The 13,551-nt window shown below is 69.4% G+C and carries 12 protein-coding genes; 2 read left to right on the top strand and 10 right to left on the bottom strand.

Going from position 1 to position 13,551, the window contains the following annotated elements; all coding sequences use genetic code 11:
- Window positions 1-26 precede the first annotated feature (26 nt).
- Window positions 27-944 (top strand): DUF389 domain-containing protein, encoded by a 918-nt coding sequence (locus ACFUO4_RS20035; RefSeq protein WP_383486411.1) that lies wholly within the window; start codon window positions 27-29, stop codon window positions 942-944.
- Window positions 945-1,029: 85 nt separating this feature from the next.
- On the opposite strand, the gene glmM is transcribed toward ACFUO4_RS20035, so the two are convergent.
- The 3 genes from glmM to rplM all read right to left on the bottom strand — a co-directional run bounded on the left by glmM (window position 1,030) and on the right by rplM (window position 3,626).
- Complete coding sequence (glmM, locus tag ACFUO4_RS20030; protein WP_079308646.1) at window positions 1,030-2,388, bottom strand: phosphoglucosamine mutase; 1,359 nt, start codon at window positions 2,386-2,388, stop codon at window positions 1,030-1,032.
- Between the two features lie 229 nt (window positions 2,389-2,617).
- A complete protein-coding gene (gene rpsI, locus ACFUO4_RS20025) occupies window positions 2,618-3,139 on the bottom strand; it encodes a 30S ribosomal protein S9 (RefSeq protein WP_059192889.1) in 522 nt (173 codons plus the stop codon).
- Between the two features lie 43 nt (window positions 3,140-3,182).
- Window positions 3,183-3,626: a 50S ribosomal protein L13 gene (gene rplM / locus ACFUO4_RS20020; protein ID WP_059192890.1), complete on the bottom strand. Its 444-nt coding sequence runs from the start codon at window positions 3,624-3,626 to the stop codon at window positions 3,183-3,185.
- A 262-nt stretch (window positions 3,627-3,888) separates the two neighbouring features.
- Here rplM and ACFUO4_RS20015 point away from each other — a divergent pair, with 262 nt between their 5' ends.
- Window positions 3,889-4,776, top strand: a complete 888-nt coding sequence (locus ACFUO4_RS20015) for a hypothetical protein (RefSeq protein ID WP_079308673.1) — start codon at window positions 3,889-3,891, stop codon at window positions 4,774-4,776.
- Between the two features lie 25 nt (window positions 4,777-4,801).
- Here ACFUO4_RS20015 and ACFUO4_RS20010 read toward each other — a convergent pair whose 3' ends face one another.
- Genes ACFUO4_RS20010 through ACFUO4_RS19980 form a run of 7 tightly spaced genes read right to left on the bottom strand, consistent with a single transcriptional unit; the run spans window position 4,802 to window position 13,300 of the window.
- Window positions 4,802-5,368: a GtrA family protein gene (locus ACFUO4_RS20010; protein WP_383486407.1), complete on the bottom strand. Its 567-nt coding sequence runs from the start codon at window positions 5,366-5,368 to the stop codon at window positions 4,802-4,804.
- Between the two features lie 9 nt (window positions 5,369-5,377).
- Window positions 5,378-6,139 (bottom strand): polyprenol monophosphomannose synthase, encoded by a 762-nt coding sequence (locus ACFUO4_RS20005; protein ID WP_079308648.1) that lies wholly within the window; start codon window positions 6,137-6,139, stop codon window positions 5,378-5,380.
- Between the two features lie 20 nt (window positions 6,140-6,159).
- The gene (locus ACFUO4_RS20000; protein WP_383486404.1) at window positions 6,160-7,476 is read right to left on the bottom strand and encodes a UDP-glucose dehydrogenase family protein; all 1,317 of its coding nucleotides are present in this window, start codon (window positions 7,474-7,476) and stop codon (window positions 6,160-6,162) included.
- A 34-nt stretch (window positions 7,477-7,510) separates the two neighbouring features.
- Window positions 7,511-9,055, bottom strand: coding sequence for a glycosyltransferase family 39 protein (locus ACFUO4_RS19995; protein ID WP_383486401.1), 1,545 nt, complete (start codon window positions 9,053-9,055; stop codon window positions 7,511-7,513).
- Window positions 9,052-10,767 (bottom strand): hypothetical protein, encoded by a 1,716-nt coding sequence (locus ACFUO4_RS19990; protein WP_383486398.1) that lies wholly within the window; start codon window positions 10,765-10,767, stop codon window positions 9,052-9,054. The genes ACFUO4_RS19995 and ACFUO4_RS19990 overlap by 4 nt, the downstream gene beginning before the upstream one ends.
- The gene (locus tag ACFUO4_RS19985; RefSeq protein ID WP_383486395.1) at window positions 10,764-11,771 is read right to left on the bottom strand and encodes a glycoside hydrolase family 26 protein; all 1,008 of its coding nucleotides are present in this window, start codon (window positions 11,769-11,771) and stop codon (window positions 10,764-10,766) included. Before ACFUO4_RS19985 ends, ACFUO4_RS19990 begins: the two co-directional genes overlap by 4 nt.
- Window positions 11,768-13,300, bottom strand: coding sequence for a glycosyltransferase family 2 protein (locus ACFUO4_RS19980; protein ID WP_179143336.1), 1,533 nt, complete (start codon window positions 13,298-13,300; stop codon window positions 11,768-11,770). The genes ACFUO4_RS19985 and ACFUO4_RS19980 overlap by 4 nt, the downstream gene beginning before the upstream one ends.
- Between the last annotated feature and the right edge of the window lie 251 nt (window positions 13,301-13,551).

Genomic DNA, 13,551 nt, shown 5'->3' with positions numbered 1-13,551 from the left:
GACCGACGCCTGTTAAAAAGGGCGTCATGCTGCATCTGCGTCTGATCACGCCGTCCGACACGACGGACGACGTGGTCCGCCTGATCGAGAAGACCGTCGGCACCACGCACCTGGTCGTGGTGCCGGGCGCCGCCCGCAACCCGGTCGGGGACGTGGTGATGTGCGACGTGGCCCGCGAGGCCGGCGACGAACTCATCAGCTCATTGCAGGAGTTGGGGCTCGACAGGACCGGCTCGATCGCGGTCGAGAACATCGACCTGTCCGTGTCCAAGCGAGCGGACAAGGCCGAGAAGGAGGCCCCGGGCGAAGGCGCCGACGCGGTCCTCTGGGACCACCTCACCGACGCCACCCACGAGGAGTCGACGCTCTCCGTCACCTACCTCGCCTTCATCACCCTGGCCACGATGATCGCGGCCTGCGGTGTGGTCCTCGACAACGCGATCCTGATCGTCGGCGCCATGGCCGTCGGCCCGGAGTTCGGCCCCCTGGCCGCCTTCAGCACGGCCATCGTCCAACGCCACCCCCGACTGGCGCTGCGCTCCCTGATCGCGCTGCTGGTGGGCTTCGCGGTGGCGATGGTGGTGACGGTGGGCTTCAGCTTCTTCATGGACGCCGTGCACCTCTTCAGCGACGAACAGCTGGACGCGCCGCGCCCGAACACCAACTTCATCTACCGGCCGGACTGGTTCTCGTTCGTCGTCGCGGTCCTCGCCGGCTGCGCGGGCACGTTGTCCCTCACCTCGGCCAAGTCGGGCGCCCTGGTGGGCGTGGCCATCTCGGTGACGACGGTCCCGGCAGCGGCGAACGCGGCGGTGGCCTTCAGCTACAGCGAGTACAAGCAGGCGTGGGGCTCGACGGAACAACTCCTGCTGAACCTGCTGGGAATCGTCCTGGCGGGAACACTTACGTTGCTTCTTCAAAAGTGGCTGTGGCGACGTACCTGAAGGGGCGCGGGGAACTGCGCGACCAGCCACGACGCACCCGCAGCCCGCAACACACAGAACCCCCCACCCCGAACCCGGAACAGTCCTAGCCCAGCGCCGACTTCACGGCATCAGCCAACCGCCCGGCCACAGACCGCGCCTGATCGATATCCGCGGCCTCGACCATCACCCGCACCAACGGCTCGGTCCCGGAAGGCCGCAACAACACCCGCCCGGTCGCCCCGAGTTCCCGCTCGGCCTCGGAAACGGCAGCAGCAAGCTCAGCCGACTCCCCGACCCGGGACCGGTCCACGTCCGGCACATTGATCAGCACCTGAGGCAACCGCTCCATCACCCCGGCCAGCTCCCGCAGCGACCGCCCGGTCTCCGCGACCCGCGCCGCCAGCATCAGCCCGGTGAGCGTCCCGTCCCCGGTCGTGGCGTGGTCCAGAATGATCACGTGCCCGGACTGCTCGCCCCCGAGCGCGTATCCGTGCTCCTTCATGGACTCCAGCACATACCGGTCCCCCACAGCCGTCTGCACCAGCGTCAGCCCCTCCCGCTCGAGCGCCAGCTTGAACCCGAGGTTGGACATGACGGTCGCGACAACGGTGTCGGCCCGAAGCGCGGAGCGCTCCCGCATGGCCAGCGCGAGGACGGCCATGATCTGGTCCCCGTCGACTTCCTCACCGGTGTGGTCGACGGCGAGGCAACGGTCCGCGTCCCCGTCGTGCGCGATGCCGAAGTCGGCCCCGTGCTCGACGACCGCCGCCTTCAGCAGCCCGAGGTGCGTGGACCCGCAGCCGTCGTTGATGTTGAGCCCGTCCGGGTCGGCCCCGATCGTGATGATCTCGGCACCGGCCCGCGAGAACGCCTCCGGCGACACCCGCGCCGCGGCACCGTGCGCCTCGTCGAGGACGATCTTCAGCCCGTCGAGGCGGTTCGGCAGGACGGCGATCAGATGGGCGACGTACTGGTCGAAGCCCTCCAGGTACTCCCGTACCCGTCCGACGCCCGCCCCGGTCGGCCGCTCCCAGGGCTCGCCGTGCCGGTGGGCCTCGTAGACCGCCTCGATCCGGTCCTCCAGCTCGTCGTCGAGCTTGTGCCCGCCGCGGGCGAGGAACTTGACGCCGTTGTCGGGCATCGCGTTGTGGCTGGCGGAGAGCATGACGCCGAGGTCGGCGCCGAGGACGCCGGTGAGATAGGCGACGGCCGGGGTCGGCAGCACGCCGACCTTCAGGACGTCGACGCCGGCGCTCGCCAGGCCCGCCACCACGGCGGCCTCCAGGAACTCCCCGGACGCGCGCGGGTCCCGTCCGACCACCGCCGTCGGCCGGTGGCCCTCGAAGGTACCCGCCTCGGCCAGCACGTGGGCCGCCGCGACGGACAGACCGAGCGCCATCTCGGCGGTCAGGTCCGCGTTGGCGACGCCGCGCACGCCGTCCGTGCCGAAGAGTCGTCCCACTTGTCCTCCTGATGAAGCGTGATGAAGCTTGATGAAGCGTCACTTTCGAGATCACCGTCGGAGATCACCCAGGATCACCCGATCGCACAAGCCTTTGAGCGTCTTGTGCCGTTATACGCCCACGGCTGTGATAAACGAACGCCCCGGCGGCACTGTGGCGTGCCGCCGGGGCGTTCGGACGTACTGCGTACTGCGAACGTATGCGAGTACGGGCTGCAGGCAGCGAAGCTTAACGCTTGCTGTACTGCGGAGCCTTGCGGGCCTTCTTCAGACCGGCCTTCTTGCGCTCGACCGCACGGTCGTCGCGGCGGAGGAAGCCGGCCTTCTTGAGCGGGCCGCGGTTGTTGTCGACGTCGGCCTCGTTCAGCGCGCGGGCGACACCGAGACGGAGCGCACCGGCCTGACCGGAGACACCGCCACCCGCGATGCGGGCGATGACGTCGTAGCGGCCTTCGAGCTCGAGCACCTTGAAGGGCTCGTTGACTTCCTGCTGGTGCACCTTGTTCGGGAAGTAGTCCTCGAGGGTGCGACCGTTGATCTTCCACTTGCCGGTGCCCGGGACGATCCGGACGCGGGCGATGGCGTTCTTGCGACGGCCCAGGCCGGCGGCCGGCTGCGGGTCGCCGAAGCGGGACGCGAGCGACTCGGAGGTGTACTCGCCCTCGACGGGGACGTCCGACTCGGTGGTGTAGCTGTCGATGTCGACCAGCTCGGTCTCTTCGACCGGCTGCTCAGCGGTGGTCTCGGCCACGATGCTCCTCAGATTTCTTTTCTGTCTTAGGGGGTGGCCGGAACTACTGCGCGACCTGGGTGATCTCGAACGGCACCGGCTGCTGGGCAGCGTGCGGGTGCTGGTCGCCCGAGTAGACCTTCAGCTTCGAGAGCATCTGACGGCCCAGGGAGTTCTTGGGAACCATGCCCTTGATGGCCTTCTCGACGGCCTTCTCCGGGTTGTCACGGAGCAGGTCGTCGTAGCGGACCGAACGCAGACCGCCCGGGTAGCCGGAGTGGCGGTACGCCAGCTTCTGGGTCCGCTTGTTGCCGGACAGGTGCACCTTGTCGGCGTTGATGATGATGACGAAGTCGCCCATGTCCATGTGCGGGGCATAGGTCGGCTTGTGCTTGCCGCGGAGGAGGTTCGCGGCGGTGGTGGCGAGACGGCCCAGGACGACGTCCTGAGCGTCAATGACGTGCCACTGGCGAGTCACATCGCCGGGCTTAGGGCTGTACGTACGCACTTCTCAGCCTTCTTCTTCAGGGATGGGTGCTGACACAAGGCATCCTTGAAGCGATCGTGCAGCTGGGGACGACAGAAGCCGGGAAACGCTGCCCGTATGCCGCCCACTGGTAACTGCTCCAGGGAACCTACGTAAGGGCTTCTGGCGTAAGTACGACCTAGCCAATACGCATAACAAACTGGAAGGGTACTAGCGCTACCCCGGACGGGTCAAAACGAGCGGCCTCGGCGGCCCCACCCGTCCCCCCTCTATGATGCGCCCCATGAGCTTTGGGCAGCAGGGGGGACCCCAGTCCCAGTGGGATCCCTGGAAACCGAATTCCCAGCAGCCGTGGAACGGCGGCACCGACGGCCAGACCCCGGACTGGGCGGCCCTCGCCGAGGCATCGGAGACCCGTAACAGGCGGCGCAAGCTGCTGTTCATCGTCGGCGGCGCCCTCGCCACCGCGGCGATAGGCACCGCCGTCGCCATGGCCGTGGTCTCCGCCGACGGCGGCGGCGACGAGGCGTCCACCACGTCCTCGCTGCCCGCGACGGCGGACATCCCGAGCCAGTCGGCGACGGACCCGTCCTTCGCCCCGACCAGCGCCCCGCCGCCGCTGGACCCGAAGGACTTCATCTCCAGCCGGACCAAGGACACGGCCCCGCTCAGCGCGGAGATCCTCTTCCCCGGCACGCAGCTGACCATGGGCGAGACGGTCTACAAGAAGGGCGCCACGGCCGACACCAAGAAGTGCGCCTCGGCCGCCAACGCCAACGGCACCCTCGGCAAGGTCCTCAGCGCCAACGGCTGCACCAGCGTGATGCGGGTGTCGTACATGAAGGACGGCGTCGCCGTGACGGTCGGCGTGGCCGTCTTCAACACCGAGGCCGAGGCGCGGAAGGCCAAGGGCCAGGCCGACGACAAGAGCGTCATCGCCTCCCTGTCCGGCGACGGGATCAAGCCGTTCTGCAACGCCGCGGTGTGCCGTACGACGACCAATTCCTACGGCCGCTACGCCTACTTCACCACCGCCGGTTTCCTCAACGGCAAGGACGTCACGACGAAGAGCACCCAGGTGGAGAAGACCGGCAACGACCTGGCCGAGTTCACCTTCCGCCAGATCCGCCGCCGCGGCGAGGCCCAGGCCTCGGCGGCGGCGAACCAGTAGGCGCTACCGGGTCTCCACCTGGTCTCTACCTGGTCTCCCAAGAGGCTTCCAGGGAGGTGGTCTCCCAGGAGGTCTCCCAGGGGACGCTCCGCACCGGCTCGGCGGTCGCCGCCCCACCCCGCGCCACCGGCTCGGGGTGTTCCGGCCGCCGGGCCACGGCCCTGAAGACCCACGTCCGGTACGACCAGAACCGGAACAGGGTCGCGACGCCGATGCCGAAGAACTTGCAGACGTTCGTGGCGAGCGTGCCGTCGAGGCCGAGGCCGTACGTGGTGACGTAGAGCACCCCGTTCTCGATGACCAGCCCGATCGCGCTGAAGAAGAGGAAGAGCCCCATCTCCGTGCGCCGGCGCATCGTCGTCTCCTGGTCGCGGTCCCGGTAGGTGAAGTACCGCAGGCCCAGGTAGTTGGTCAGGATGGCGACGGCCGTCGCCAGGACGCCCGCCCGCACCGGCGGCCAGCCGAGGACGCCCGTGACGATGTTGAAGACCCCGAGGTTGACCACGAACCCCGAGGCCCCCACCAGGCCGAACTTGGCCACCTCGCGGTACAGCTTGCCGAACCGCGAGGGAATCGCGTGCCGTCCGCTCATGATCCGCGCTCAGCCCCGCCGGTTGCGCATCCGCAGTCGCAGCGGCACCAGGGCCGACTCGATCTGCGTGGACAGGTTCATCTTGGAGACGCCTTCGGTGCGCTCCTCGAAGCGGATCGGGATCTCGACGGCGCTGTGTCCGGCCCGCACGGCCTTGAACTTCAGCTCGACCTGGAAGCTGTAGCCGGCGCTGTCCAGGGTGGCGAGGTCCACGTCCCGCAGGGTGGCGGCGGACCACAGGTTGAAGCCGGCCGTGATGTCCCGGATCTTGGTGCCGAGCACGGTGCGCGCGTAGCGGTTGGCGAAGCGGGAGAGCAGCACGCGGTGCTTGCCCCACTCCTCGTCCAGCGAGCCGCCCTCGACGTACCGGCTGCCGACGACCAGGCCGACGCCGGAGGCCACGGCCGTGCCGAGCATGCGTGGGACCGCTTCCACGGGGTGGCTGCCGTCGGCGTCCATCTGGACGACGTACGCGGCCCCCTCGTCGAGCGCGGCGGTCATGCCCGCGACGTAGGCCCGCCCGAGCCCGTCCTTCTCGGTCCGGTGCAGCACGCTCATCCGGCGCCGCCCGTCCCAGTTGTACTTCTCGGCGAGCTCCTCGGCGATCCGCCCGGTGCCGTCGGGGCTGGAGTCGTCGACGATCTTCAGATGCAGCCCGTCGATGGGCAGGCCGAGGACCAGCTCCGCCATCCTCGGCAGGTTGGCCGCCTCGTTGTAGGTCGGCATCACGATGGTGACCGGGACGCCGGGGTATCTGTCGTAGCCCGTCATGATCCTTCTTCTTCCCTCCCCTAGAGGCCCCGAAGGGACCTCTCCCCAGCCGGGGCCGGTCTGCCCAGCGCCCGGAACTGCCAGCCCGCCGCGGACCAGCGGCCCCCGTCGAGTACCCCCCGGCCGTCGACGATCCGCGGACGGGCCACGAGCCGTGCCGCCCACTCCGGGTCGATCTCCCGGAACTGCGGCCACTCGGTCAGATGCAGCACGAGGTCGGCTCCCCTGAGCGCCTCCTCGGCGGACATCGCGTACCCGAGGAGCGGGAACGCCTTGCGGGCGTTGTCCAGCGCCTCGGGGTCGTACACCGTGACGTCGGCGCCGTCGAGCCGCAGCCGGGCGGCCACGTTCAGCGCAGGCGAGTCACGGATGTCGTCGGAGTCGGGCTTGAAGGCCGCTCCGAGCACGGTGATACGGGCCCCCAGGACCGCACCCCCGCACAGCTCGCGCGCCAGCTCGACGACCTTGTCGCGGCGGCGCATGTTGATGGCGTCCACCTCGCGCAGGAAGCCCAGGGAGACCCCCAGCTCGTCGGCGCGGTGCGCGAAGGCGCGGATGTCCTTGGGCAGACAGCCGCCGCCGAATCCGACGCCGGCCCGCAGGAACTTCCGGCCGATCCGGTCGTCGTACCCGATCGCCTCGGCGAGGACACCGACGTCGCCGCCCGCGGCCTCGCAGACCTCGGCCATCGCGTTGATGAAGGAGATCTTGGTGGCGAGGAAGGCGTTGGCGGCCGTCTTGACCAGCTCGGCGGTCGGGAAGTCGGCGGTGACCAGGGGGGTGCCGGCCGCGAGGACGGGCGCGTACACCATCCGGAGGATCGTTTCCGCATGTGCGGATCGGACACCGAACACCAGCCGGTCCGGCCGCAGCGTGTCCTCGACGGCGAAGCCCTCGCGCAGGAACTCGGGGTTCCAGGCGACCTCGGCGCCGAGCGTGTCCGCGAGCCGTTCCGCGGTCCCCACGGGCACCGTGGACTTGCCCACCAGCAGGGCGTCCTCGCCCGCGTGCTCGGCGATCGCCGTGAAAGCCGCGTCGACATAGGTCAGATCGGCGCCCTCGGAGCCCTTGCGCTGCGGGGTGCCGACGCACACGAAGTGCACCTCGCCGAAGGCACCGGCCTCGGCGTAGTCGGTGGTGAACCGCAGCCGGCCGCTCGCCGTGTGCTTGGCGATCAGCTCGGGCAGCCCGGGCTCGTGGAACGGCACCCGGCCCGCCTGCAACGCGGCGACCTTGTCGGGGTCCACGTCGACCCCGAGCACCTCGTGTCCGAGCTCCGCCATGCAGGCGGCGTGGGTGGCACCGAGGTAGCCGGTGCCGATGACTGTGAGCCGCATCCAGCGGCCTCCTTCGTAAATCTGTGTCAGCCGGCTACGTGCGCTCGAGCACCTGGACCACGACGTGGTTCAGCTTCACCGTGCGCCCGGCCTTGAAGGACTTCTCGATCGCGTCGGCCGTCTTCTCGTTCATGCCGGTCAGCAACGGGCGTCCGTCGCTGATCGTGGAGACGAGCCACAGCCGGTCGACGCCCTTGAGACAGCTGTCCGGCCTCTTGCACTCACTCGCGCCGTAGGAGCCGTTCTGCTGCGGGGTCCACTCCATGAGCACGTCCTCGGGCGCCTTGCGGTCCCGCAGCTCGTAGGCCATGGCCCGGCGTTCCGACATCCCGCCGTTGAAGATCATCCCGTCGCCGGGCTTCTCGCCGTCGGCGATCACATCGGCGGCGGCCCGGAAGTCCGGCTCCATCGGCAGGTCCTTCTTGGCGTCGCCGACCCCCGGCCAGGCCACGAAGGCGTACCCGGCCGCGACCGCCGCGACCAGTGCCCCACCGAGGACCTGGACGCCGGTGCCCCGGCGGGCCTCGGGATCCAGCCGGCCGACGAGCCGGGTGAGCGCGGCGGCCACCAGCAGCGTCCAGGCCGGGATGGTGAACAGCAGATACCGCGGCAGGAAGAGGTGGAGCTGGTTGGCGGTGACGAAGGTGAGGACCGGCGGCAGCACCGCCCAGGCGGCGAGCAGCACCGAGTACCGCCCGGCCACCAGCAGACCGATCGCGCCGAGCGCCATCACCGCGCCACCGGTGATCCACGAGCCGAACAGGTTCTCCGGGAACGACGTCAGATCCTTGGTCGTCGTGACGTTCCAGGCGATCTGACCGCTCTGCCCGGTGCCCTGGGCAACCATGGGGAACGTGATCGACAGCCCCAGCAGGGCCGCCCCGGCGAAGGCGTAGTGGGCGATGCGGTCGCCGCGCTTCTTGGCGAGGAACACCAGCCACAGGTGCCCGGCGAGCACCGACATCGCCACCAGGTGACTGAACCCGGTGGCCGCGATCGCGAGGGCGTACAGCGTCCAGGTGCGCAGGCTCGGCTTGTCCAGCGCCCTCATCAGCAGCAGGGTGGCCAGCAGCGCGAACATCGTGGCGAAGGCGTACGGCCGGGCCTCCTGCCCGTACCGGGTGATCGCCGGGACCACCGCGAACAGCAGCCCCGCCAGCAGCCCGGTGCGGACCGCGAACATCCGTCGTCCGAGGAGCCCGACCAGACCGGCCGAGACCGCCATGGCGAGCGCCCCCGGCAGCCGCAGCGCCGCCGGCGAGTCACCGGCGACGGCGATCCACAGGTGCATGGACGCGTAGTACGGCGTGAAGACCACGTCGATGTTGTCGATCAGCCGGCCGAGGTCGTGCCAGGACAGCGAGGACGCCCACCAGGTGGCGTGCTCGTCGCGCCACAACTGGCGACCGCCGAGGCCCGGCAGCACACAGGCCGCCGCGGCCAGCGCGGGCAGCAGGAAGACCAGCCACGCGGCAGCCCTGCCGGGCCCGTCCCCGGTCCCGCGCCGCTCGGCGCGCGGACCGCCCTCGTCGGTCGCCCGGTCCCGGGTCTCGTCGACCGATGGTGTGTACGCCGTCATCGCTTCACCCAGATCCGGTACGTCTCCTGCCCGGCGCTCTTGCCGGAGGGCCGGAGCACGGCCAGCAGCCGGTAGTCCTCGTTGCCGCGCAGCGCGTCGGGCACGGTGGCCGTCCGCAGCACGATCGCGTCGTAGGTCCCCTTCTTCACCGCTCCCGCGAGGGCCTCGCCGCGCTCCGCCTGATGCCACTGGGCGGGCCGGGTCTGGGCGCGCAGGTAGTACGCGGAGATCTCCGGGTCGTCGGTCAGGTAGTCGCCCTTGGTGTCCACGACCTCGCGCAGGGCGCCGATCATGCGGGCGGAGTCCGGCGGCCGGTACAGCTCACGGGTCTGCGCCATGCCGATGACCAGCGCGGCGACGTAGATCATGATGCCGATCTGCGGGTACCGGAAGTGGGCCCCCATCATGCGCGAGACACCGAGGCCCGCCATCGGCACCGCGAAGAGCAGTCCGAAGCCGACATGGATGTGCAGCGAGCTGCCGTTGCCCAGCCACGCCTGGTAGAGCGGGGCGAGCAGGGCGGTGGCGCACATGGTCAGGCCCAGCAGGGAACGCCGGACCGCCCCGGGCGCATCGCCCCCGGCCCACGGCATCTCGCCCATGCGGGCCCGCCGGATGTAGCCGACGGCGCCGATCACCGCGACCAGCAGGACGACCCCGCCCCACTGTGCGCTGTCCTTCAGCAACTGCAGGGCACTGTCGGTGCCGTGCGCGTTCCAGCCGCTCGGGCTGCCGGCGAGCTGGACGCCCACGAAGCACAGGGCGCCGGTGGCGGCCGCGAACAGCGCGCCGCGCACGAAGGCGCCGGCGCCGCGGAAGCGGTAGGCGGTCAGCACCGCGAGCACGGTCAGCGTCGGCAGGTACAGCGCCGCCGAGTACGCGGCGAACGGCGCCAGCGCCGCGAAGGGAGCCGCGAGCAGCACGGCCACGGGGCTCGCCTGCCGGGTTCTGGCCAGCAGCCACAGCGCGGCGGCGAGCAGGAAGAGCGACAGGGAGTGCAGGGAGGCGTACCGGCCGGTGAAGGCGGTCGACTCCAGCACGGAGTACATGGCGGCGGCGGCGAGACCGGCCCGGGAGTTGAACAGCATCCGGGTCGCGCCGAACAGCAGCGCGGTCGCGCCGAGCGCCCACGCGAGGCTGAGTGCCCGGACCCCGGACAGGCCGAACTGGGCGACCAGGCCCGACAGCTGCCCGTCGGACATCAGGAACTTCGCCTCCTGGGCGAAGGCGCTCCCGTCGAGCCGGTACGACAGCCCCGCCTGCACGAGCAGGATCAGGACCAGTGCGCCCCGGCTGATCCACGCCGAGCGGCTGTTGTCCACGGACCAGGACGACACCGGGACCTCGGGAAGCACATAGCCCGGTTCGGGCTCCGGCTCCGGCTCCGGCTCGACGACGGTGTACTCCGGGACGTAGTACTCGGCGTCGGCGTACTCGTCGGGCGGTCGCTGGTAGCGCACCTGCGGAGGGGTGTACGCGTGCTGCTGGGCCGTGGGCTGCTGCGGGATGTACGCCTGCTGGCCGTAGCCCTGCTGGTCGCCGTACGTCTGCTGCCGGCCGTAGTACGCCTGGGCCTGCTGGTCGTAGCCCTCGTACCCGTCGTGCCCCTCGTACCCCTGCTGTTGCTGCTCGCTGTACGGCGGGTAGTGCTGCTGCCAGTCCTGCCGGTCCTGGCCCGCCCAGCGCCCGCCGCCCTGATGGTGGGTGTTCACGAGCGCGGCACCTCGAATCCGAAGTCGTCGTCCGCGATCAGTCGCTTGAACTCGGCCAGGGCGAGCGGGCTGCTCTGGATGCGCCAGTCGGCCCGCTTGGGGATGTTGAACCACAGGAAGCCGATGACGTCCTTGTCCTGCTCGACCCCGCCGAGCAGCGCGCGCACATCGGCCCGCCGCCGTTCACCGGGCTCCGAGGAGGTCTCGCTGATCAGCACCGGCTTGTCGGTGAACTCGGCGATCTGGCGCCGTGTCGGCCCGTACAGAGTGTCGAAGGTGTGGGCGCCGGTCTGGGTCCAGTAGCCGACGACACCGACCCAGTCGACGTAGGCGTCGCCGGGCCAGTACGGCTCCAGCTTCACGGACTTCACCGGGTTGATCACGTTCGGGCTCCACACCCAGACGACGTTGGTGGCACCGATCTCCTGGAAGACGTCGTGGATGTGCCGCCAGGCCTTCACGAAGGTCTCGGGCGTGGTGTCCTTGGTGCCCCACGGGTACCAGTGGCCGTTCATCTCGTGGCCGAAGCTGATCGCGACGGGGACGTTGGTCTTGCGGATGCTCTGCGCGTACTTCTTGATGTACGTGTCCTGCGAACCGTTCGCGATCTTGTCGAGACCGGGCTTGAAAGGCTCCCACGACACGTAGAGCAGCCCGCCGTCGTCGAAGACGTTCTGGGCGCCGGTCGCGTTGAAGCCGTCGCCCCACGCCGAGTACGAGCCGACCAGGTTCGGCTTCTTGCCGACGGTCTTGGCGAAGGTGTCCACCGGCTTCATCGAGCTGGGCGCACCTTCGACCGCGACGCCGAAGTACTCCTTGTCGGGGTGCAGCAGCGGCGCCACGTCGTAGGGCAGCTCCTCCTCGGGAGCCTCGGAGGAGTGGGCGGCCGGCTGCTTGGCGGCCTGGGCCGCGGGGTCGTCGTCACCGCCGAGGAGGCCGCAGCCGGAGACTCCCGCGAGGGCCGTCAGCGCCAGGCACAGTGGAAGGAGGGTCTTGCGGATCATGCGGCGTCACCTGCTGAGTGGTGCTCCTTAGGCTGGATCAGCGCTCGGGCCACGACCAGCGCGTAGAACAGTCCGGAGGACAGGACGAGGGCGAAGTCCGGCGGGTAGCCGGTGAAGAGCCGGTACACGGCGGCACCGACCCAGACCACGGCGGTGCCGCCGCTCCAGATCCACAGGCCCAGCCAGAACCGGCGGGTCTTGTTCTTCTTCGCGCCCTTGGAGCCGGTCGGCTGCCAGCCCATGCGCTGCTTGCGCAGGATGTCCCAGATGGCGAAGACATGGGCCCAGCCGTACATCATCCGGGCCGACCAGGCCTCCAGACGGTAGGGGGCCTTGTGCCACATGGGGAAGATCAGGGTGGTGTAGATGATGCTGGGCAGCACCCACACCAGGTGCTTGACCTGGAGCATCTCGGGGCTGGTCAGCAGCAGCATGACGGGGACGAGCGGCGCGAAGAACGTGAACAGCGCCGTGTGGATGTAGTAGAAGAAGCCGGACATGTAGCAGAGCCGGCTGGAGAAACGTATCGGCGCGTCCCAGAACTTCTTGCTGCCGAGCAGCGACATCGAACCGGAGCACCAGCGGTACTGCTGGTTGAAGAAGGCCCCGGCGGTGTCCGGGCACACGCCCGTGGACAGGGCGACCGGGACGTACTTCAGGTCCCAGCCGAGCCCGCGCAGGTCGAACCCGGTGTGCACGTCCTCGGAGTGCTCGATGAGGGTTGTACCGCCGTTGGTCTCCAGCGCCGCGCGCCGGTAGATGGCGCAGGATCCGACGCAGATGGCGCCGTCACTGTTCTGCCGGGACACCTGGACGGACCGGTAGAACAGCTCCTGCACAGCGCCGGCCCCGCGCTCGATCCAGTTCTGCGAGTCGAGGACGCGGAAGTACTGCGGCGACTGCACGATCCCGATGCGTTCGTCCGCCTCCATGTACGGCAGCAGCTCCTCCAGGAGGTCGGAGCGCGGCGTGAAGTCGGCGTCGAGGATGAGGATGTACTTGCCGTCCGACTGCCCGAAGCCGAAGTGCAGGTTGCCCGCCTTCTTGAACCAGCCGCGGTTCTCCCGGGTGCCGTAGCGGAACCCGAAGTCCCGGGCCATGGCGGCCAGTTCGGGGCTCGCCCCGTCGTCCAGGACGAACGGCACGCACCTGCCCGGGTACCGGTCGGCCAGCTGCCGCACATGGGTCCAGGTGTTGTGCAGCACCTCGATGGGCTCACCGCACACCGGCAGGAAGACGTCGACCGTGGGATACACCGCGGGCCGCCAGCCGCGCACCAGCTCCTGGTGGTACTTGAAGTCGAAGTCGCGGGTGAACCCGTTCACCCGAAGCGACACCAGGTAGTAGACGATGGTGAAGAACAGCGGCGGCGCGAAGATCCACATCAGCGGACTGGCCTTCGCGAGCGCCACCTGACTGACCGTCAGACAGCCGAAGCTGACGATCGACGCGAGCGTCAGCACCCACAGGCGCCGCTTGACGTACGAGTACTTCTCCGCATGCGAGGGCGGCGCGGGCAACAGCCCCATCGGCGCCTGCTCGGCACCACGCCTTCCTCCGTGCCGTGCCGACCGGCGCCCCCCGGCGCCCGCCTCTCCGGCCATGCGGGCAGAGTCAATGGATGACATTCCTACCCTCCGGGCCTCCGGCCCGCGTGTTCCCCACCCCAAAGAGCCCCTTTCGAACAAAGGGGCTAGATAGGGAAGGTTATCCGAGAGATGTGAATGCTGTAAGAGATGTGAGGAGACTTAAGTCCTATAAGTCCCTTTGGCGCCTTTAC

Origin of the sequence: Streptomyces sp. NPDC057280, from assembly GCF_042668605.1 — a bacterium.
Classification (GTDB): Bacteria; Actinomycetota; Actinomycetes; order Streptomycetales; family Streptomycetaceae; genus Streptomyces.
Note: the sequence above shows the minus strand (reverse complement) of the source record. Positions and strands in the feature narration are given on the sequence as shown.

Bases quoted from the DNA above. Each gene is read 5' to 3' on its own strand.
- ACFUO4_RS20005 (WP_079308648.1), bottom strand. From the start codon at position 6,139: ATGACGGGCTACGACAGATACCCCGGCGTCCCGGTCACCATCGTGATG.
- ACFUO4_RS20015 (WP_079308673.1), top strand. From the start codon at position 3,889: ATGAGCTTTGGGCAGCAGGGGGGACCCCAGTCCCAGTGGGATCCCTGG.
- ACFUO4_RS19980 (WP_179143336.1), bottom strand. From the start codon at position 13,300: ATGGGGCTGTTGCCCGCGCCGCCCTCGCATGCGGAGAAGTACTCGTAC.
- ACFUO4_RS20000 (WP_383486404.1), bottom strand. From the start codon at position 7,476: ATGCGGCTCACAGTCATCGGCACCGGCTACCTCGGTGCCACCCACGCC.
- ACFUO4_RS19985 (WP_383486395.1), bottom strand. From the start codon at position 11,771: ATGATCCGCAAGACCCTCCTTCCACTGTGCCTGGCGCTGACGGCCCTC.
- ACFUO4_RS19995 (WP_383486401.1), bottom strand. From the start codon at position 9,055: ATGACGGCGTACACACCATCGGTCGACGAGACCCGGGACCGGGCGACC.
- ACFUO4_RS20035 (WP_383486411.1), top strand. From the start codon at position 27: ATGCTGCATCTGCGTCTGATCACGCCGTCCGACACGACGGACGACGTG.
- ACFUO4_RS20010 (WP_383486407.1), bottom strand. From the start codon at position 5,368: ATGAGCGGACGGCACGCGATTCCCTCGCGGTTCGGCAAGCTGTACCGC.